Source organism: Rhizobium sp. SRI_017 (assembly GCF_057586295.1).
This window is the reverse complement of sequence record NZ_JBYCZP010000028.1, coordinates 20452-41545: the sequence shown is the minus strand read 5'-3', so window position 1 is coordinate 41545 and position 21094 is coordinate 20452. Positions and strand designations below refer to the sequence as shown.

At 61.0% G+C, this 21094-nt stretch carries 18 protein-coding genes and 2 pseudogenes; 1 reads left to right on the top strand and 19 read right to left on the bottom strand.

All coding sequences use genetic code 11. The features are described 5' to 3' along the window. The 11 genes and pseudogenes from AC2YI2_RS33095 to AC2YI2_RS33045 form a co-directional block, all read right to left on the bottom strand. Complete coding sequence (locus tag AC2YI2_RS33095; RefSeq protein ID WP_487390786.1) at window positions 1-948, bottom strand: substrate-binding domain-containing protein; 948 nt, start codon at window positions 946-948, stop codon at window positions 1-3. Window positions 949-1273: 325 nt separating this feature from the next. Beyond that, window positions 1274-1684, bottom strand: a pseudogene (locus AC2YI2_RS33090) (transposase); the annotation flags it as partial. A 393-nt stretch (window positions 1685-2077) separates the two neighbouring features. Then, window positions 2078-3085: an ABC transporter ATP-binding protein gene (locus AC2YI2_RS33085; RefSeq protein WP_487390785.1), complete on the bottom strand. Its 1008-nt coding sequence runs from the start codon at window positions 3083-3085 to the stop codon at window positions 2078-2080. Between the two features lie 231 nt (window positions 3086-3316). Then, complete coding sequence (locus AC2YI2_RS33080) at window positions 3317-5458, bottom strand: beta-galactosidase (RefSeq protein WP_487390784.1); 2142 nt, start codon at window positions 5456-5458, stop codon at window positions 3317-3319. Window positions 5459-5482: 24 nt separating this feature from the next. Then, on the bottom strand, window positions 5483-6385 hold the full coding sequence (locus tag AC2YI2_RS33075) for a carbohydrate ABC transporter permease (protein ID WP_487390783.1): 903 nt from the start codon (window positions 6383-6385) through the stop codon (window positions 5483-5485). Next, window positions 6385-7311 carry a carbohydrate ABC transporter permease gene (locus AC2YI2_RS33070; RefSeq protein ID WP_487390782.1) on the bottom strand — a complete coding sequence of 309 codons (927 nt, stop codon included), beginning with the start codon at window positions 7309-7311 and terminating at the stop codon, window positions 6385-6387. The genes AC2YI2_RS33075 and AC2YI2_RS33070 overlap by 1 nt, the downstream gene beginning before the upstream one ends. A 70-nt stretch (window positions 7312-7381) precedes the next feature. After that, on the bottom strand, window positions 7382-8725 hold the full coding sequence (locus AC2YI2_RS33065; RefSeq protein WP_487390781.1) for an ABC transporter substrate-binding protein: 1344 nt from the start codon (window positions 8723-8725) through the stop codon (window positions 7382-7384). 62 nt (window positions 8726-8787) lie between these two features. Then, complete coding sequence (locus tag AC2YI2_RS33060) at window positions 8788-9969, bottom strand: ROK family transcriptional regulator (protein ID WP_487390780.1); 1182 nt, start codon at window positions 9967-9969, stop codon at window positions 8788-8790. A gap of 103 nt (window positions 9970-10072) precedes the next feature. Then, window positions 10073-10252: a hypothetical protein gene (locus AC2YI2_RS33055; RefSeq protein WP_487390779.1), complete on the bottom strand. Its 180-nt coding sequence runs from the start codon at window positions 10250-10252 to the stop codon at window positions 10073-10075. Between the two features lie 178 nt (window positions 10253-10430). Then, window positions 10431-11148: pseudogene (locus AC2YI2_RS33050) on the bottom strand (IS5 family transposase); the annotation flags it as partial. Window positions 11149-11198: 50 nt separating this feature from the next. Then, a complete protein-coding gene (locus AC2YI2_RS33045) occupies window positions 11199-11723 on the bottom strand; it encodes a hypothetical protein (protein WP_487390778.1) in 525 nt (174 codons plus the stop codon). A gap of 236 nt (window positions 11724-11959) precedes the next feature. On the opposite strand from AC2YI2_RS33045, the gene AC2YI2_RS33040 reads away from it, so the two are divergent. Continuing rightward, window positions 11960-12337, top strand: a complete 378-nt coding sequence (locus tag AC2YI2_RS33040; protein ID WP_487390777.1) for an extracellular solute-binding protein — start codon at window positions 11960-11962, stop codon at window positions 12335-12337. A 117-nt stretch (window positions 12338-12454) separates the two neighbouring features. Here the strand turns inward: AC2YI2_RS33040 and AC2YI2_RS33035 are convergent, their stop codons facing one another. The 8 genes from AC2YI2_RS33035 to AC2YI2_RS33000 form a co-directional block, all read right to left on the bottom strand. After that, on the bottom strand, window positions 12455-13435 hold the full coding sequence (locus AC2YI2_RS33035; RefSeq protein ID WP_487390776.1) for a bile acid:sodium symporter family protein: 981 nt from the start codon (window positions 13433-13435) through the stop codon (window positions 12455-12457). A gap of 61 nt (window positions 13436-13496) precedes the next feature. Then, window positions 13497-14438: an aldo/keto reductase gene (locus AC2YI2_RS33030; protein WP_487390775.1), complete on the bottom strand. Its 942-nt coding sequence runs from the start codon at window positions 14436-14438 to the stop codon at window positions 13497-13499. Between the two features lie 126 nt (window positions 14439-14564). Next, window positions 14565-16157, bottom strand: coding sequence for a gamma-glutamyltransferase (gene ggt, locus AC2YI2_RS33025; RefSeq protein WP_487390774.1), 1593 nt, complete (start codon window positions 16155-16157; stop codon window positions 14565-14567). 38 nt (window positions 16158-16195) lie between these two features. Continuing rightward, window positions 16196-16888 carry an ABC transporter permease gene (locus AC2YI2_RS33020; protein WP_487390773.1) on the bottom strand — a complete coding sequence of 231 codons (693 nt, stop codon included), beginning with the start codon at window positions 16886-16888 and terminating at the stop codon, window positions 16196-16198. Continuing rightward, window positions 16885-17598, bottom strand: coding sequence for an ABC transporter permease (locus tag AC2YI2_RS33015; protein WP_487390772.1), 714 nt, complete (start codon window positions 17596-17598; stop codon window positions 16885-16887). Before AC2YI2_RS33015 ends, AC2YI2_RS33020 begins: the two co-directional genes overlap by 4 nt. 74 nt (window positions 17599-17672) lie before the next feature. Next, window positions 17673-18524, bottom strand: coding sequence for a transporter substrate-binding domain-containing protein (locus AC2YI2_RS33010; protein WP_487390771.1), 852 nt, complete (start codon window positions 18522-18524; stop codon window positions 17673-17675). A gap of 94 nt (window positions 18525-18618) precedes the next feature. Then, the gene (locus tag AC2YI2_RS33005; protein WP_487390770.1) at window positions 18619-19290 is read right to left on the bottom strand and encodes a GntR family transcriptional regulator; all 672 of its coding nucleotides are present in this window, start codon (window positions 19288-19290) and stop codon (window positions 18619-18621) included. Window positions 19291-19395: 105 nt separating this feature from the next. Beyond that, a complete protein-coding gene (locus tag AC2YI2_RS33000; RefSeq protein ID WP_487390769.1) occupies window positions 19396-21066 on the bottom strand; it encodes an amidohydrolase in 1671 nt (556 codons plus the stop codon). Between the last annotated feature and the right edge of the window lie 28 nt (window positions 21067-21094).

Here is a 21094-nt window from a genome sequence, read left to right as displayed (position 1 = left end):
TTACTTTGCTTCGCCGATACGCTCGGCCTTGTCGAGATTGTCCTTGCCGATGACGATCGGGGTCAGCAGCACGAGCTTTTCCTTGGGCTCGGTCTTGTCCTTGGCATAGGCGACCGCGATGCGGACCGCCGTGCGGGACTGCTCACCCGGGAACTGCTCCACCGTGCCGGCGAGCTTGCCGTCACGGACCGCGACAATCGCTTCCGGCAGGGCATCGAAGCCATAGATCTTCACGTCGTTGAAGCCGCGGGCCGCACAAGCTTCGACGGCACCGAGCGCCATGTCGTCATTGGCGCAGATGATCGCATCGGGCTTGCCGTTGGCCGAAAGTCCCGCCTCCGTGACCGACAGGCCCTGGTCGCGGGCGAAGTTGGCCGTCTGCTCGAAGATGATCTGGTACTTGTCCTTCATGCCATCGAGGACGTTGTGGACCCCCTTGTTGCGGTCGATCGCCGGGCCTGCGCCGGGCTGGCCCTGCAGGTGGAAGATCTTGGCGCCATTGGGGAAGGCATCGACCATGGCCTGGGCCTCGGCTTCGCCGCCCTTGACGTTGTCGGCACCGACATGGGCGAGGATGCCTTCGACGCCATCGACGCGGCGGTCGATGGTGACGACGGGCACGCCAGCCTGGATCGCCTGCTCGATGGCAGGCGCCAGCGCGTTGACGTCAAGCGGCGAGATAACGATGGCATTGACCTTCTGCACCAGCGCCGACTCGATGTCGGCGGTCTGCTTCGGCGCCGAATTCTGGCCGTCGCTTTCGATGATGTTGACGCCCTGTGCTTCGGCTTCCGCCTTGATCTGGTTCAGCATATGGACGAAGAACGGAAAGCCGAGGTTCGGGACCGATCCCAGGATCGTCAGCTTTTCCTGTGCGAGTGCGCCGGGAACCGCCGCGGCAAGGGTAGCGAGAGCTACGGACGACATAAGAAATTCGCGTCTATTCATAAAGCTCATCCTCCTCAAAAATCGCGCGGAATGGCTGCAACTCCTCACTGCAGCCGGGCGCGGGAGAACCTTATGAATGGCGGTTGTAAAGCGCAATACAGATAGTGTTGCGCAGCGCCGAACATCTATGACGCAGTGCAAATGTAGCTAGCCCGGTTAATTCACGGCACTGTCAGACGGCGGTGCTTTGGCTGATGGCCGGCTCAACGTATGGATATTGCCGACGTGGCCCATCGCTCGTCCGCAGGGAGCGGATGGGCGCAGCAGGTCGGGGTGGGAGGCTGGGTTTCGGGGTTCTGTCTCAAGGGCGTTTGCGCCCTGTCGCCTATGTCATTAGGCGGGGAATTCGGGCAAACACAATGCGCAGGATATCCTGATAGGGATACGAAGTTGGCATGTGCAGGCGAATTTTTGTCTTCATCTCGACGACGCGCGCGGCGATCTTAATTAGATGGAGGCGCAGCGTATCGATTTGAGCGCGCCGCCATGTCGAGCGCTTCGGCATCGAGGCGCGCCGGCACAACATCAGCCAATAGGCGCCGGCATGGAGAAACAGCCGGAACTGATTGGCGGTGGCCCTGGTGTAGGATGTGCGGTCGGCACGAAGATGGTTCTTGAGGGATTTTATGTGGTTCTCTGCTGCGCCGCGACGGCAGTAGTCATCCTGCTAAAGTGCCCTGGCCTTGCCGCCGTTCAGATTAGTGACGATGAAGCGGGTGTCAGCACCCTGATCGCCAACTCGCCAACCTATCCGAAGTCGCGGGCGATCGCTGAGAAGTGTCCCGGGACCCAATCGCTCCCCAGTTTTCGAAAGAGTACTGGGCTCATGTCTGTGCGGTTCCTAAGACGTCACTTCCATTTTTCGTTATGTTTAGGACGATGCCGGCCGCTCAGGCGCGTCCATCAAGGAAGTCGCAGGGATATAGTGTGCGTGGTCAATACGTTGAATGGGTGCCGACCGGGGTTGTGGGGAGGTGGGGAGTGGGAGGAACTTACCGGAAGGAATGACAACGATGGGCTCGAATCTCATTCTCCAAATGCCCGCGCACGCAACGTCGCAGAACACCAGGAGCATGCTTGGCTACAGGCGGCCTCGCCATCGGGACGAGGCCGCCCGCGGTCGCCCGGACTAGGAGGAGGGTCCGGCCACCCTTCGACCGTCCTGGTCGAAGTAATGCACGTGGCCGTCCCTCGGTGACATCTTCAACTGATCGCCGGGCTTCAGCGCGGGTGTCCCGACCAATCGAAGGGTCAGATCACCGACTTCCGAATCCAGGTATGCAATCGCTTCGTTGCCAAGTTTCTCCACAACTCTCACGGCCGCGCTCCATTTCCCGGTATCGCCGACATCCAGATGTTCCGGCCGAACTCCGATAGTCGCAACGCCCATCGCCTGCGCGGCCGCGCCCTTGATCAGGTTCATTTTCGGCGAGCCGATGAAGGTCGCGACGAATTCGGTTTCCGGCTTCTCATAAAGAGTCAGCGGATCGCCGATCTGTTCGATGCGGCCCGTATTCATGACGACGATCTGGTCCGCCAGTGTCATCGCCTCGACCTGGTCGTGCGTGACATAAATCATCGTCGCTTTCAGTCTTTGATGAAGTTCGGCCAGTTCGACCCGCATTTGCCCGCGCAATGCAGCGTCGAGATTCGACAACGGCTCGTCGAACAGAAACACCTCGGGATCGCGGACGATCGACCTGCCGATTGCCACGCGCTGGCGCTGGCCGCCTGACAGCGCCGAGGGCTTGCGATCGAGCAGCTTCTCGAGCTTCAAGACCCCAGCGGCATAGGCCACCCGCTTCTCCCGCTCCTCCTTCGGCACCTTTGCAATACGCATGCCGAAATCGATATTCTGGCCGACCGTCATATGCGGGAACAGTGCATAGGACTGAAACACCATCGAAATCCCGCGCTTCGAGGGCTCCTCATGCGTCACGTCGGTGCCACCGATCGCGATGGAGCCGCGTGTCGGCTGCTCAAGTCCGGCGATCATTCTCAGCAGGGTTGATTTTCCACATCCCGAAGGCCCAACGAGAACCGTGAACGAACCATGCGGCACATTCAGGTTGAGGTCCGGAATTATCTCAAGCGCACCGAACGTCTTGTTCAGCGAACGAATTGTCACGTCAGTCATGCCGATATCCTCCGATTGGCAAAGTTCGCGTTTCGACCATCAACCCTTGACTCTGCAGTCAGGCTGCGCCCTTTCACAGCGGTTGTCCGGACACGCCTTGATCGGAATCGAACGACAGGCGCGCAATTCGAACGGGATCGCCACAGCGGCTTGATGCGACCCAACCCTGAATGTCAGACAACGAAGTCTTCAGCGCCGATCAGTCCGATGCTTTACGTCGCCTGATGCAGACTAAGCCAGTTCTATGATACTGCAGCCATAGGCCGGGAGCCGCATGCGGCTTGCCACGACCTGTGCATCACCGAGTAGATCGGTACCCTTCGGAATATTTGGCAGGTCTGCCGGCTCGCCCAGCGTGTTGAGGATGAACAGCAGGCGGCGGTCCTTGCTCTCGCGGATGGTCGCTTCGACGCCGGCCGGCATATCGGCGATAAGCGGCACGATTCCGGCTGGCGCCAGAATCTGGTCGGCCAGGACCTCGACAAGAGCATCACTGAGGTACGTGCCGAGGTAGATCACATTGCCCTTGCCGACTTTGCGCGAAGTCATCGCGGCTTGGCCGTCGGCGAAGCGGCTGGCCCAGCTGCCGATCACCTCCGTGCCGGGTGCCACGTTAAGCAGCTCATAAAGATGCGCCGCCGTCACCTGCGCATTCCCGATCCTGAGCACGTATTGGCGGCTTGCCGATGTCGCCGGCAGCTTCTTGCGCACCGTGTTGGCGCCGAAACGGCCACCATGCTCAAAAAGGCCGTCGCCGCCAATCGGTGTCAGCAACCCGAACTCCTCGACCGTGATCCCGGCCAGTGCCGAGAGCATCTTACCCGGCGAGGTGTCGCGGATGACGTGGTTGTTGACGTCGCGCGATCCGGTGCGGCCGCCCAGGATTACCGTTCCACCCGCTTGGGCGAATGCCTCGATCCGCGCCGTCCATGCATCGGTCCATTTCAGCCAATGCGGCACGTAGAGCGCCATGAGCTTGCTGAGGTCATCCTCGGGATGGATGAAGCCGCAGGCAATGTTGTGGCGGTAGCAGTAGCGGTGGAGTAGCGTCGCATCGTCGTGCGGGCTCGGCAGGCCGATGGGGTAAGAGCGGTGCATCTCCTGATTGTCGAAATCCGATCCAGCGATACCCAAATCCATGCGAACATGCGTGCCGAGGATCTTGTCCTTGAGCGCCGTAATCTCGTGCGCAAACTGCTTGGCTTCGTCGTAGCGCCGCCGCGGGATGTCATCGTGATCGATGATGCCCATCCAATAGATTTCGGCGCCGAAATGCGCCGGCCGCCAGCGAAAGAACATCACGCCATCGGCGCCTCGCGCCACGGACGTATAGGCCATGCGGCGCATCTCGCCGGGTTCGGGAGTCAGCGTTGAGAAGTTCGGCTGCGCACCGAAGCCCGATTGCTGTTCGGGCACGATGAAATTGCCGGTGAAGCCGCGGCAGATGTCGAGCTGCAGCGCCTGCGCCTCGCCGACGCCGCCGACCCGCTGCATCTCGTCATGGAGATGCGGGTAGACGTCGAAGCCAAGAAAATCGAGATCGGTGGAGAACTCGCCGCGGAAGTCGATGTCGTCGGTCCGCCCCAGATTGTGGAAGACGAACCAGTCGGGATTGGTGTCGCGCAGGATCAGCACCTGATCGTGCTGGAACCGTGCCGTGACGAAAGCGAGGAAACGGTGATAGTCGACCAGATGGGTCGGCCCGATCGGGGCAGGGGCGTAGTCGAGGGGTAGCACCACTTGATCGAAATCGTCATAGGCGGTCGCCCAGAAATTCCCGCCCCACGCATCGTTGAGCGCGGCGATGGTCTTGTACTTGTCCTTGAGGAAGGCCTGAAACTCGGCCAGAGTCACCGGACCGTATGACAGCGATCCAGAGGTATTGAGCTCATTGTCCGTCTGCCAGCCGATGATGTGCGAATTGCCGCGATAATGCTGGGCCAACGCTTCAGTGATGCGCTTCGAACGTTCACGGAACACGCCGCTCGCAAGATTGGCGTGCTGGCGCGAGCCATGGCACATGGCGCGGCCATTGGCATCGACGCGCAAGACTTCAGGATAACGCGCCGTCAGCCAGCGTGGCGGTGTCGCCGTTGGCGTACACATGATGGTCTTGATGCCTGCCTTGCCCAGCACATCTATGGCGCGGTCGAACAAATTAAAGTCGAACGTTCCTTCTCGGGGCTCGATAATATGCCAGGCGAATTCCGCAAGTCGCACCGCGTTGAAACCCGCGGCTGCCATGCGATCGGCGTCGCGCTGCCAATAGCTCTCATCGACATGCTCCGGGTAATGCGGGGTACCGACGAGGAAAGTGTCGGTTGCGATCGGCCGCCAGACAGAGAGCGGCGCGGATTTCGAGGCAGTCGTCATAGTCGGAAAACTCCAGGCGATAGTCTATTTGATGGCCCCGGCGGTGAGGCCGCCCTGCCAGAAGCGCTGCAGCAGCAGGAACACTACGATGACCGGGATGATGCTGACCAGCGCGCCGGTGATGATGATCGAGAACAGCACCTGTCCTCCGCCACCGCCCTGCTGCGCGAGCTGATACCAGGTCGCAAGGCCAACCGTGATCGGCTGATACTCCGGAGAGCGCAGCACGATGAGCGGCAGAAAGTAATTGTTCCAGGTCCCGACGAACGAGAGCAGCGCCACGGTCACCATGCCCGGTGCCACCAACGGCAGCACGATGGCACGGAAGATCACGAACTCGCCGGCGCCTTCGATACGCGCTGCGTCGAGCAGTTCGTCGTCGAGGCCCTGCTCGATATAGACGCGCATCAGATAGACGCCGATCGGCGAAATCATCGAAGGCAGGATCACGCCCAGCGGATTGTCGCTGAGTCCCGAAAGCGCCAGCAGCAGGAATGTCGGCACGACGAGAGCCGTTTGCGGGATCATCACAGCGCCCAAGATCAGCGCAAACAGCAGATTGCGGCCGACGAATGTGAATTTGGCTAACGCATAGCCTGCCGCGGTAGCCAAGATCGCGGCACCGACCCCGGCGACGGTCGAATAGAGCAAGCTGTTGAACATCCAGCGCATGAAGACGCCGTTGTCGCGCGCCAGCAGATCGCTCAGATTCTGCCAGAGGCTGAACTCGGTGCCGAAGCCGAAGCCGAACGTGGTGAACAGGTCGCCATTGGTCTTCGTTGCCGATAGGACCAGATAGACCAGCGGCATGAAGCTGTAGAGGAGGAACAGTGACAGCAGCAGCGTGAGCATGATCCGCGAGCGGCGCCGTTCGCCGCGCCGACGCTTGGCAGCTTCGAAAGTAGCGATGTCGGTGGTCGCAGTCATCATTGCTCCGGCCGACGGCGGTTGGTGATCAGGGTGAAGATATAGGAGGCAGTTGCGATCACGATACCAAGCACGAATGAGACGGCCGCCGCATAGCCATACTGCTGGTTCGAAGTCGCCAGCGAATAGGCATAGAGGTTCGGCGTATAGCTCGAATTGACGGTGTTTCTGGCAAGAAAGCGCATCAAATACGGCTCATTGAACAGCTGCAGTGTGCCGTTGATCGAAAAGATGATGGTGAGAAGGATCGCCGGCCACAGCAGTGGCAGTTGAACCAGCCGCGCAAATTGCCAGGGTGAGGCGCCTTCGACCCGGGCTGCCTCGGCGAGGTCCGACGGGATCGCCTTCAGCGCGGCGTAATAGATCACCATATTGTAGCCGACATATTCCCACGTCACGATGTTGGCCAATGAGAAGATCATCGCGCCCGGCGACAGAAAGTCCGGCGGCGGCAGGTCAAACGCTTTGGCCAACTGCGTGAACGGGCCGAAAGTGGGGCCGTAGAGATAGCCCCAGATGATCGTCGCGATCACGCTCGGCACGGCATAGGGGAGAAAGAAGCCGAGCCGGAAGACGCCCTTGGCATAGACCTGGCCACGATCGAGCACGATGGCAAACAACAGCGCCAGGCCCAGCATGATCGGTATCTGTACGATGCCGAACAGAACGAGGTTCCACACGCCGCCCCAGAATTTGGCGTCTCCCATGACCTTGATGTAGCTGGCTGCACCCGAAAATTGCCGTCCGCCCACCAGCGTGTCACGGTAGAGGCTTATATAGAACGCATAAACCAGCGGCGCGACGATGAAGGCGATAAACAACAACACGAAGGGCGCCAGGAACAGATATGGCGCGAGCTTTCGTGACGTAAAACCGCCAGATCGCGCTGGGCGCGGCACTGCGGCTGGCGAATTCGACAATGCCATGGTCCCCCGTCCGGCAAGATGAAGAGATCGGGCGCGCCGATCAAGCGCGCCCGGCCGTTGCCCGGGAGAGTCAGGCCACGGTGAAGCCTTGTTCCTTCGCGTAGGTGACCACAGCGTCCTGGATGCGGTCGAACGCATCCGACAGGGTGCCCTTGCCGCCGATCGAGGCGCCGAATTCATCGGACATCGACTGGTACAAGAAGCTCTGGAACGGGCTCCACTCAAACGGCACCACGGCATTCGATGACTTGGCGAACACTTCGTTCACTGCCTGACCGCCGTAGAAATCCATCTTGTTGCCCGCCCATTCCGGGCTCGACAGCAGCGCGTTGGTGGTGGGGAAGAAGAATTGCTTGGTGGTGTAGAGCTTCGTGGCTTCAGGATCCCTGCACAGCCAGATCGCGACTTCGGCGGCCTCTGGAAGATGCTGGGTCGCTTTCATCACTGCCAGCGCTGAGCCACCCCAATTGCCGGTCGCGAACTTGCTCGCGTCCCACTGCGGCAGATCGGCGGCACGCCACTGGCCCGCGCTGGTCTTGGCGAACGAGGTCAGGAACACCGGACCCCAGCCCGCAGTGAGCCAGGTGGCATAGCGGCCCGTGTCGAGGCCGGTATACCACTCATTGTTGAACCCCGGCTTGGTCTCGATCACACCCGCGGTAATCAGGTCCTGCCAATAGGCGGCGAAGTCCTTGGCAATCTTGTCGTTGATGTTGATCACGAGCTTGTCGCCATCGCGGCTGACCGGTTTCCAGCCCATCGGCCACAGCAGAGCATTGACCCAGTCGCCTGAGCTGAACAACGCGTCGGTGATGAACACATTCGGATCTGCCGCATGGATCTTCTCAGCCGCATCGGCAAACTCGGCCCAGGTGGTGGGCGGCGTGATCCCCTGCTTGTCGAAGATGTCCTTGCGATAGAGCATCGCCATCGGACCGGTATCCTGCGGCATGGCGTTGACCACCCCGGCCTGGCCGAGCTGGCTCCACGTGCCTTCTGGGAACTCCGCCTTGTGAGGGTTTGCCCACTGGCCAATATCTGCGAAGGCGTCGAGCTGGCGGAAGCTCTCGAGGTGCTGGAATTCGATTTGGACGACGTCGGGCAGGCCGCTGCCCGCCTGCAGGCCCGCACGGACCGCCTGATACTCCGGGTCGCCCTGGCCGGCATTCACGAGTTCGATCTTGATTCCGGGATGCGCGTCGTTGAACATGTCCACCTGAAGCTGGAGATCCGGCACCCACGACCACAAAAGCACCTTGACGGGCTCGGCACCGCGAACTGCCCCTGGCAGGGCCGCTACCGCTGCGCTCGCACCCGCAACTTTCAAGAAGTCACGGCGTTGCATAGTCCGCCCAAGCGGATTGAAAATCTTCGTCATTGAACTCCTCCCACGAAAGAAACGCTCCCACGGCATATTTTCTTTCAGTTAGAAAGTTAATTCAAGATCCAGTGTCTGTCAATTGCGATCGATTAACCTTAGTCGGCCATCACGAGGCTGTCGGCAGGGTTGAGCGTTGTCGCATCGAGCACCAAGCGCACCGCTCCAAGCACGATGTCGCGGTGCCCCAGCGCGCCAATCACGAGGCGCGGCGGGTCGTACACATTGCCTTCGAGGCGATGCCGCAGAACATCGAGCACCAGATCACCGCCGCCGACGATCCGGCCCGCCAATACGATGATTTCGGGGTTCATGAAGGCAGAAACACTGCCCACCGCCATCGTCGCATAGTCGAGCAGTTCGGTCACGACTGGCGCGATTTTGCCCGCCTGCCGGTCGGTGACGGCAGCCAGGTTGAGCTTCCCCGCCGCGTACTGCGTGTTGGCCTCTTCGAGCATCTTGGTCGCCCGTTCGGGGATGCCGAAAAAGCGCAGCGATTGCTTGTCGCCCAGATGTTCGAATGGCCGCCCGGTGAGGAGCGGGTCATCGAGATACCAGCCGAGCTCGCCCGCCGCATGCGAGTGCCCGCCATAGAGCCTGCCGTCGATCACGACGCCCGCTCCGGCACCGGGCCCGATCGAGAGGCTTACGACGCTGTCGGCGCCACGCCCAGCCCCAAATCCCCATTCGCCTACGGCGGCGAGGTTGCGCCCGTTCTCGACCACGATGGGCATGTGAAAATGTTCGCTGAGCCGCGCCCGCAACGGCATGTCGCGCCAGCCGAGCCCGAGCGTCAACACCACTTCGCCCTCAGGCTGCCTGACGATCGAGGGCAGGCCAATGCCGATGCCGCGAATGGTCTGGCCGGGCGGGCGGGGGGCCGCCATCAGCCGGCGGATCAGGCCGACAAGCTTTTCGAAATTGCGCTCGCCATGATCGTCAGCCGTCTCATGCATTTCTGTCTGCACGACGCCTTCGAGATTGGCCACGGCGCCGTAGAACTCGCCCTTGCCGGCTTCGATGCCGATGATCGCATGCGCCGCACCGCGGAACTTGATGCGCGCCCGCGGCCGGCCCCGCGGCGTCTCGTCGAAGCCGTCGTAGGCGACCAGATCCTCGGCGACCAGATCCTCAATCACGCGCATCACCGTGGGCAGGCTGATGTTCAGCCGCTCGGCGAGGCTCGATGGTGAGATCACCCCTTCTGTGCGGATCAGATCCACTGCGGCCGACCGGTTCAGGCGGCGCAAAAGGCTCGATGTCGTTGACTGTCGCTTCATCGGACGGGCCGGTTTCTACTAGGCCGGCTCACCGGCAACGGGCGTCGGCATAAACCAAAACCGCCCGCGAGTCCGTCTTTTTTTGCCGCTGGGTCGTTCAGCCTCACCCCGCCGCGCCGGGTGGCACGAGCGATTGCGGCTGCGGTTCGATGATCGTTCGCCGCTCCGGAGTCAGCCGCGCCAGCATCGCTTCGCTGATCTTGAACGGATAGTGCAAACGCCCCAGCTCGAGCTGTAGCGATCTACCGCCATGCGGCGACGGCCGCGTCCAGATCCGCTGCAAGCACAACTACCTCAGCAACATCTTCTCGCTTCGCAGGATGCCGAAATTGCGCGCGTCGAAATGTGCGAGAGATCGACGTGGGTCAGAAGCCCGCCCACAACACATGGACAAGATCGAGACGGTTGCCGAACTGATCGAGCTGCATCTCGACGCTGACTGTCGATCCCTGTGCCCGAGCGGTTGATCCCATTGGCCCGAGGTGGAATGATGACGGCAGCATCGGCGCTGTGCCGGCTGACCGCGTCATAAGTCGGGTCGCCGTCATAGGCGCCGTCGGCTGTAAACTTGCCAATCGGACCGTCGATTTGGTCAAGTAGTGCTCCCACTTGTGAACTGTCGCCCATGTGTTGGCCGGTCATGACGTGAGCGATGATGTCGCCGCTGTCAGCATCCAATGCCAGATGCAATTTGCGCCAGCCCGGGCGGGATTTGGCACCATGCTTCTCCTCCAGCCACTGGCCAGCGCCGTAGACTTCGAGCCCAGTACTGTCGACGAGGACGTGAATGGCCTCTTCCGTCGGAATTTTGCGACACTCCTGCCTGCCGGCAGATCGCCATGTCCGTGCTCGTCGGCTCAATGTCGTATGATCGGGGACGGCGAGCTCCAGTCCCATCAGTTGCAGCACTGATGTCAGAAAGCCTTCAGTTTGCCGCAGCCGCAGGCCGAACGCCAGGCCCAGCGTCAGAGCAGTCTGGATCGCCAGATCGTAATAGCGTGGCTGGCCACCACGCGTCTTCCGCTTCGGCGCCTGCCAGGATGATAGCGCTTCTGGCGTTATCTACAGTGTCAGGCTCCCGCGCCGGCGAAGGCCAGCCTCATATTCCGACCAGTTCGCCAGCTTGCACTTCATCTTGCCGATATGATGACGGCGGGCAGCGTTGTGTTTGACAGGCATAGGTGCAAGAGACCGGTTATTGCGTTAGCCGATCACCTAAGCCAACGCCATTAACGATCCGCGCACCAACGTCCCTCGTCGTCGAAGTAGTCATCGATCACATGGTCGCGATCCAAACCCTTTTCCCGCAGGCATTTCTGGAAAAATTCCACCAGCAACTGAGCCTTCCAAACTCGCGCCATAGCAAACGCGTTTTCATCTGATGTCGAGCCGTCGCGCCCCGCGTATACCCCGATCAGGCGAGGGGTGTTGTCGGATTCAAGGTTGTGAAAATCGCCGTCTATCGTCCACATGGGCTCGTCTTCTTTACCGATGAAAACTACGGGCCCGCCGGACATTCCTCCTTTTGTGAGACCGTCTGCATAGAAGATCTCGCGGTTGGAGACGCCGTTCCAGATGATCGCAGCATGCGGCTCGGCGGCAATGGACGCGCGTTTCCAGATTGGCATCCCTTCCGACAGTTGGATCGACTTGGGAAATCCCAGTATGAATACATCGCTTCGGATCCTGGAAGCAGGTAGAGCAGCTTTTCCTGGTCGAATGGGAATGGAGTTCGCCCCTGTTGTACGTGTCATGCTCAAATTTCTGGGCGGTATTGAAATGATCGAGGCCCCCATAGGCCTTCACCTCGGGAATCCAGTCGTCCAACAGGATTAGCCCGACGTCGACTTGGTAGTCTCGTTCTGTCAGTTCGAACCAGATCGGCTTGTCCATCTCGTCATAGAGATCTAGTTCCACAGTCTTGCGATACCGTTCATGCTTGTCGTAGCCGACTGGCTTGTTCTGATCTTCTAGTGAAACACTGAAGCGAATGGTCTGCCTCCATATTTTGGAACGGTGCCGCCATGCGCATCCGGGCCAAAATCCCGGCTTTGCCTTTGGCTATCCGAAGGAAGGATTCCCGCTGTGGCAGGACAACATCGCCATCCTCGCTGATGCCAAGAATGTCGAGAACGCCAAGCTCTTCTTGAACTTCATCATGGATCCGGAAAATGCAGCTCTGATTTCGAACTACACCCGTTATGGGAATGCCATAATTGGCTCCGAGAAGTTCCTTGACCCTGAATTGCCGAAAGCGCCCGAAATGAACATCCCGGCTGGGCTCAAGACGGTCGCCCATTTCCAGGTCACTTGTCCTGCCGACGTGCAGCAGATCTACACCCGGATCTGGACCGATTTGACGAAATAGCCCCGTGGCACCCGGCCAGGACCTGCCTCGCCGGGTGCTTCCTGTCGATCCGCGGCAAGTCCTTTCCGACTCCAGCCGGCGAGATCCGCATGCCGCCGCCAGAGCCGTGCGCCGACTTTAGCGGTATATGGCGCTGCGTTGGGAAAGCACCGCCAGTACGGTCAGCTGAATCAAGTGGTAGAGCATCAACGGCAGGATGATGAGCGCGACTTCGGCACGGTCGAACAGGATGCCGGCCATCGGCAATCCTGTCGCCAGGCTCTTTGTCGAACCGCAGAACAGCAGCGCCAGGCGATCTTCCCGCGCCATGCCGGATGCACGCCCGCTGCTTTCCACGATCGCCATCGCCACGCCGAGAAGGATGACGCAGATCGCGATCAGCAAGCCAAACTGCGCCCACGACAGCAGATGCCAGATCCCGGCAACGACGCCTGCCGAAAAGGCCGAATAGACGATCAGCAGGATCGAGCCTCGATCGACCAGCATTGTCGCCTGTTTGTGGCGGTTGAGAAATCCGGAGAGCCAGGGCCGAACAATCTGCCCGAGCGCGAACGGCAGGAGGATCTGCTGGGCGATCTTCCAGATTGCCGCCAGAGGATCGCCCGCGCCGTTGCTGGCATGCAGGATCACCGCAAGCAGAAGCGGGCAGAGCACCACGCCGATAATGTTCGACAACGACGCCGCGCAGATCGCGCCGGCGACATTGCCGCCCGCCACCGATGTGAAGGCGATCGAGCTTTGCACGGTCGAGGGAAGGCAGCCGAGATAGAGAAAGCCGATGCCGATCGCTGCCGGAAACCAGGCCTGCGACAGGCCAAACAATCCGAGCGCCAGCACTGGAAACAGGGCGTAGGTGCACAGCAGGCAGCCCAATTGGAGTTTCCAGTTGGTGAGGCCGGCAACGGTTGTGGCCAGCGACAGCTTGGCGCCGTAGAGAAAGAACAGCAGCGACACCGCCCAGAAGGTCACCGAAGATAGGACCGTGGCAAATTGCCCGCGTGCCGGAAGGAAGGCGGCGAGCACCACGGTCAGGAACAGGATCATCAGGTAACGATCCAGGCCGACGCGTTTCAACCCGGCCTCAATTTTCCTCAGCATCATGGTTGCCGAACCTCAGGCGTTTCGAATGGAAATGATTGTCGCCGTCGCTGGCGGTGCGTCAGATGGTGAGTTGCGCAAGATCCTCGGCGGTCAGTCGCAGATCGGCGGCCCGGGCAAAGCCGCTGACGTGCTCAACCTTCGTTGCCGAGGCAATCGGTGCAACCACCGCCGGTTGGGCCATCAGCCAGGCCAGCGCGATTTCGCTGAGGCTTGCGCCGTGCCTATCCGCAGCCGCCTGAAGCGCGTCCAGAAGTGCGAAGCCGCGGGGCGTGAGATATTTCTCGACATCCTCTCCGCGGACCGACTGCAACAGATCCGCCTTGCCGCGATATTTTCCGCTGAGAAAGCCTGCGGCCAGGCTGAAATAGGTGACTGCGCCGAGGCCTTCTTTGATGCAGAGATCCTGCAGGGGGCCTTCGAAGCCAGAACGGTCGTGAAGATTGTATTCTGGCTGCACGACCGTGTAGCGGGGCAAGCCGCTCCCGGACAAGGCCAAAGCCTCCCGCAACTGGTCCGCATCGAAATTCGAGGCGCCGATCGATCGGATCTTGCCCGCCTTAAGAAGCGTGCCGAAGGTCGAGAGTGTCTCCTCTTGCGGCGTCTCAGGATCCGGCACATGCGCGAAATAGAGATCGATGACGTCGGTTCCGAGCCGGCGGAGGGAATTCTCGGCTGCTTCATGAACCCACCGCTGCGATAGTCCCTTCTGGCCGGGTCCGCCCATGTCTGAACCGACCTTCGTGAAGATCACCACCCGCTCGCGCATGCCGGGCCGAACCCTGAGCCAGCGGCCGATCATGGCTTCAGATTCACCGCCTGAATTGCCGGGCGCCCAGTTGGAATAGACGTCGGCCGTGTCGATGGCATTGAAGCCATGGTCGACAAAGGCGTCGAGGAGACGAAATCCTGTCACCTCATCGACGTTCCAACCGAAGACATTGCCGCCCAATATCAGGGGAGCGATGGAAAGGCCGGATTGGCCGAGTTTGCGTTTGATCATGATCTCTCTGACATGGATAGAGTTGCGGATTTTGGCGGCAGCCGACTGACCTCATTTCCCGCTTATGGTTAGATTTCTCGATTGGCGAGCCATTCGGCCGTGGTCATGACCCTTGGTTCGAAACCCTCATATTCCGAGCGTGACGCCGTCTTTCCTTGATTCCGACGCGCCGATCAGGGTTCCGTTCTCCCAGTCGATGCGGATCGCCTGCGCTCCGCCGATCGGATCCTGCGCCGGCGAAAAGGTGAATCCTCGCTGTTCGAGTCCGGCTTTGGTTGCGCCGTCAACCGTATGTTCGGCCTCCACCCGTGTACCATCGGACGTCGGCATCACGCGCGGCAGGTCGATCGCCTCCTGCATGTCCATGCCGTAATCGAGAACCTTGGAGATCAGGTGCGCATGGCCAAGCGCCTGATAATAGCCGCCCATCACACCGAAGGGCATCTCCACCCGGCCGTTGCGGGTCACCATGCCCGGGATGATCGTATGCAACGGACGCTTCGACGGACCGACACGGTTCGGATGGCCGGGCTCGAGCGAGAAGCTCTGGCCGCGATTGTGCAGGATCACGCCCGCGCGCGGCGACACGAGGCCCGTGCCGAAACTGTCGAAGATCGAATTGATAAAGCTCACGGCATTGCGGTCGCGGTCGACGACCGAGATGTAGACAGTGTCGCGATGAAGCGGCATTTCGAATGGCGGCAGGTCGGTCAGCGCCCGCGTCAAGTCGATCATCGCCGCGAGCTTGTCAGCGAGCCCATCCGACAGAAGCTCATCGACGGGTACTTCCGCCTTGTCCGGATCGGCGACCCAGGCGTCACGGGCGGCATAGGCAAGCCGCGTCGCCTCGATCTCGATATGCAGCCGGTCCGGCGATTGTGGATCGCCCTTGGCATCGAAGCGGCTCAGGATATTGAGGATGAGGAGCGCGATGATGCCCTGGCCGTTCGGCGGGCATTCGTGGATGGTATAGCCGCGGAACTCCGTGGTGACCGGGGTTACATATTCGCCGCGCGCCTCGGCGAAGTCTTCCATCGTATGGAGCCCGCCCAAAGAGCGCAGATAGGCGACGATGTCCTCGGCAACAGGACCGATATAGAAGCCGTCACGTCCCTTGGCGGCGATGCGTTTCAGGGTTTCCGCCAGCTCCGGCTGTCTATGCACCTCGCCGATCTTTGGCGCCCGCCCGCCGGGAAGAAAGATCCTTGCTGCCGTCGCGTCGGCGGCGAGCAGTTCTTGCTCCATGGACCAGTCGCGATGGACGCGCGGCGTAATCGCGTAGCTCTCGTCGGCAAAGCGGATTGCCGGGGCCAGCACGTCAGCAAAAGGGAGCCGGCCGTGATCCGCGTGTAGTCGTGTCCAGGCGTCGATCGCCCCGGGGATGGTGACCGCCGAGGCTGATTGGCGTGGGACCTCCGTCAGGCCTCGCTCTTCGAACCATTCGGCCGTCAGGGCGGCTGGCGTGCGGCCTGAGCCGTTAAAGGCGATGACCTTGTCTGATCCGTTGGGTGCATACAGCGCAAAACAGTCGCCGCCGATGCCCGTCGAGCCCGGTTCGACAACGCATTGCACGGCGCAGGCGGCAATGGCGGCGTCCATGGCGTTGCCGCCGGCCTCTATGATTTTCAGCGCGGTGAGCGTCGCGGAAGGGTGTGATGTCGCCGCCATTGCATGGCGCGACACCGCGACGGACCGCGTCGGCTTCTCGAAGTTGCGCATTTTGTTCATTCTCCTCGTCATTGGCGGCAAGGCCTGCCTCAGGCGCGCGCCCGGTAGGGCGTGAGCCAGGTCTCAAGCGCATTCAGCGCCGAGATGATAGTGAAGTTGAGGGTCAGGTAGATGGCGCCGGCGGCTATGAAGACCTCGACTGCGCGATAGGTTTGCGAAATCAGGCCCTGTGCAATGCCGGTGACCTCCATCAGGGTGATGATCGACGCAAGGGATGTGCCCTTGATCATCAGGATGATCTCGTTGCTGTAGCTCGGGATCGCCTGGCGCAACGCCAGGGGCAGGACGACGAGGCGCAGCGTTAGGACGCGCGACATGCCGAAGGCCGACGCCGCCTCGGCCAGACCGCGCGGCACGCCCTGTATGGCGCCGCGCAGGATCTCGCTTCCATAGGCGGCGGTGTTGAGGCTGAGTGCAAGGATGGCGCACCAGTAGGGTTCGCGGAACAGCCACCAGAGCCCCAGCGCCTGGAGCGTTGGCCGGAACTGACCTAGGCCATAATAGATGAGGAAGATCTGCACGAGCAGTGGCGTGCCGCGGAAGACCGCGACAAAGGTCCGGATCGGCCAAATCAGGACCCGGTGATTTCCCTGCTGGGCGAGTGCCAGCAGCAGCGCCATGATGAAACCGATGCTGATCGAGAAGCCCGCAAGCTGCAGGGTCATCGGCAGGCCGGCGAGCAGGGCGGGGATAATCTCGATAAAGAAGGCGAGGTCGATCATGCGTGGACCATGCCTCTCCAGGCTCGGGCCTCGCCATAACGGAAAACCGAAGCAGTGACGGCGGCGATGACGAAGTAGAGTACGGCGGCCGCGATATAGAAGATGAAGGGCTCCCGCGTGGAGCCGGCGCCGATCTGCGCCTGGCGCATCAATTCGACGAGACCGATCACGGAGATCAGTGCCGAGTCCTTGAGCACCAGCTGCCAGACATTGCCAAGCCCCGGCAGGGCATGGCGCATCAGTTGCGGCACGATGACGAGGCGCAGCGATTGGTATCGGGACAGGCCGAGCGCCTTACAAGCGTCGAATTGGCCGAAATCCACGGCTTGGTAAGCGCCGCGATAGACTTCTGCCTGGTATGCGCCGGATATGATGCCGATCGCCAGAACGCCCGTGGTGAATGTCGGCAAGCCGATGAAGCCGGTGCTGCCGAGGGATTTGCCCAAATGGGTCAAGGCAATGCTGCCGCCGTAATAGAGCAGATAGATCGTCAGCAGATCAGGAATGCCGCGGAACACCGTGCCATAGGCCTTGGCGAGCCCGGCAGGAACAAGTCGCTGACATAGCCTGCCGCCCGCGGCAAGCGCACCGAAGATGGCACCGAGGAGAAAGCCAAGGATCGACAGTGAAAGCGTCACGCCAGACGCAAGAAGCAGAGCGGCCGCCCAGCCGCCTTGGCCGAAGCCCAAGAGATGTGAGATCTGTGTCATGTCATTTCAAAGCCTTTCGACGCGCTGCCCGACGGAAAGGCCGAAGCCAGTCCGCCGGGCAGGTCCGCCCGCGCCTACTTGACCGGTGTCACATCCGTCTTCACCCATTTCTCCGAGATGCGCTTGATGGTGCCGTCGGCGATCGCCTCGTCGATTGCCGCGTTCAGCATCTCCTTGAGCTTGGTGTCTTCCTTGCGTAGCCCCGCGCCGGTTCCAAAACCGAAGAGCCCGCCCACGAAACCCGGGCCGGCAAGCGTGTATTCGGCGAATTCAGGCTTTGAGAGCGTCGCGGTAAGTGCTGTCTGCTGTGCGAACAGCGCATCGATGCGGCCGGCCGCAAGGTCGAGGTCATGTTGCTCTGTTGTCTTGTATTCACGGATTTCCACGGTGTCGCCGAAATACTTCTTCACGAATTCGAGCATTGTGGTTGCCGCCTGGACGCCAACCACCTTGCCCTTGAGCAGCGGCTTCAGCTTCTCGATTGCGGCCATGGATGCAGCCTCGTCGTCCATGTTGAACTTTTCGCCGGTAAGCCCGAGCTTGCCGAGCTCGCTGTCCTTCGCAACGGCGAACCCGCCCGGATCGACCGCATAGGGCTGCGTGAAGTCAATGGTTTCGAGGCGTTTCGGCGTGATGAACATGCCGGCCATGATCACGTCGAACTTGCCGACCTTCAGCGACGGAATAAGGCCGTCCCAGTCCTGTGCGATGATGGTGCATTGGATTTTCATCCGAGCGCAGAGGTCGTTGGCGAGGTCGATCTCAAGACCATCGAGCTTGCCGTCGGCATTGGTGAAGTTCCAGGGCGCGTAGGCACCTTCGGTCGCGATGGTTATCGCCTTTGGTGCGTCCTGAGCGAGCGTGGTCTGGCCAAAGCCGAGCACACCAAGTACGGCCGCGACCGCGGCCAATCGATGAATTTTCATGTGGGTTCCCCATTCGTTGATGATCTAGCTGTTCCCGTCGCCTGCACCTGGTCTCATTGCCGGTTCGAGGCCATTTCTCTCCGGTCGGCGTTTTTCACCGACTCGGAGTCACGAACTCGGCCAGCATCGGTGCCGTGCCGAGAATATGCTCCTGCATCACTTGCTCCGCATGGCCCGCGTCACCGGAACGCAAGGCCGCAATCACGGCCGCATGCTCTTCGCGGGCGGAGAGCGGCTTGTCGACGTCGTCGAACCAGATGCGCATATAGGGCTCGATCACCCCGTGCAGTGCGGAGATTTGGTGGATGAGCTTGGGTCTTTGACTCAGCGCACAAATGCGGCCGTGAAACTCCTGGTGGCGAACGACCCAGTCGCTGCTGCCGCTCTTGCCGGCGCGTTCCATCCGGTCAAGCAGCCGTTCCAGGTCATCGAGTTCGTCTTCGTCGATGCGCGGCATCGCCAGTCTGACGGCAAGACCTTCGAGCACGGACCGCATTTCGAAGATCTCATAAAGTTCATCGACCGTGAGGCCGGCGACAATGCAGCCGCGATTGGGACGCAGAACGACAAGCCCGTCGGCAGCGAGGCGTCGAAACGCCTCCCGCACCGGCATGCGGCTCATGCCGATCTCGGCTGCGATGTCCTCGGGAATCAATCGTTCGCCCGGTTTGTAGCGGCCAAGCCGAAGTGCTCGCTGGATATGCAGATAGGCCTCTTCCTCGGCGGTAGAGGCAAGCTTTCCAAATGAGGCAGTGGAGGAAGACATCAAAGGTCCAATCTGGATTTTTGTATCCACTTATCCAATCACGGGCCGTCCCATTCGTCAAGGTCGCCAAATCCGGGTTCAGGGCTGGGCCTTCTGTTCTGCGATTTACGCTGCATAGGTGATTTGTCCTCCGCAGATGGTGTAGCGCGGTGTCACATCGACCATCTCGTCAGGCTCGATGGCCTGAAGATCGTGATCCCAGATGACGAGGTCGGCGACGTAGCCCGGTTTCAGCTGGCCTTTCCAGCTTTCAGCGAATTCGGCATAGGCGCCCCGAACCGTATAGGCGTCCAGCGCCTCCATGAGCGTCTGACGGTTGTCCGGCTGGTCGTCGGCCCAGGGTTTGCGGGTCATGGCCGAATGCATCGACAGCATCGGCGACACCGGAGAAACCGGCCAATCCGTCGAGAAGATCAGGTCGATGCCGGTGTCGCGAATGGCGCGCCAGGCGTAGGACCGTGCCCAGTTCTCGCGGCCGATGCGCGACAGCGTCGGTTCGAGCGGCAGGCCCATCTGGCCGGGTGGGACAGTGGGCTGCATCGAGGCGACGATCTTCATGTCCGCCATGCGGGTCAGATCGCCGGCGCGCACCACTTCGATGTGCTCGATCCGGTGGCGGCTGTCGCGCTTTCCGTTTCTCGCCTGCGCCGCAGCATATCCGTCGATCGTATTGGTGACGGCGCCGTCACCGATAGCATGGACGGCGATCTGCAGGCCGCGCTTGTCGGCCTCAATACAAACACGGTCGAACGTCGCCTGGTCGAAACGCGGCTCGCCCTTCCAGCCGGGCCGGTCGGCATAATCGTCGTACATGACCGCCGTGTGCGAATCGAGAACGCCGTCCATGAACATCTTGACGGTGCCGGAATTCAGCCATTCGCCATTGAAGTCGGCCTGCATCTGAGCGGCCTTATCCATCTGGGTGATGATGTCGCCGCCGGTATAATGGAAGGGAATCCGTCCCCGGCAGATCAGGCCGTCCACGGCCTGGATTTCCGACAGCAGTTCCAACTGGTAGCGGTTGCCATCCATGTTCTGGAAGCTGGTGATGCCGTGGGCAGCGAGGTGCTGGAGGCCACGCTTCAGAAGGGAGCGGTCATAGGCCCGGTCAGCGGCACTCGGCGCCGGATCCGGTTCGCCGCCGGTGCTGAGGCCCAGCAGATCTCGGCCACCATTGGCGCCGAGGGCGATGACGTCGTCGAACGCATAATGTTCGCGTAGCTCGCCTGTTGCCAGGCCGTCGGGACCCATCACGATCTCATTGCCTGGTGGAAGGGTGCGGCCCTCCAGAATTCCCGCCTTTGTCAGCGCGATCGTGTTCGCCCAGATGGTATGATGGTCCGGCGACATGACGGCCAGCGGCCGGTCCGCGAGGATCGAGTCGAGAACGTGGCGGTCGACACCGCGGCTCTCGGAGAGAATGGTGTAGTCGCACCCGTTGGCGAGCAGCAGAGGCTCCGTCGGCTTCGATGCCGCATAAGCCAAAATTGCTGCCTTCATGGCGTCATTTCCCTTGACGTTGAACAGCGAGAGTTGGTCGAGTTCGCTCGATCCGCCGAACAAGTGGATATGGCTTTCGTTCATGCCGGGCGTGACCGTCGCACCGCCTGCATCGATCACATGCGTTGCAGAGGTGCGATAGGTGGAAATCTCAATTTCGCTGCCCACGGCCAGAATGCGGCCGCCGGCAATCGCAACCGCCTCTGCCTCGGGTTGGTCCGGGTTCATGGAAAGAACGCAGCCATTGGTGATAATCATCTCTGCTGAAGGGGACATGCTGTTTCCTCTTGAAGGCATGCGAAGA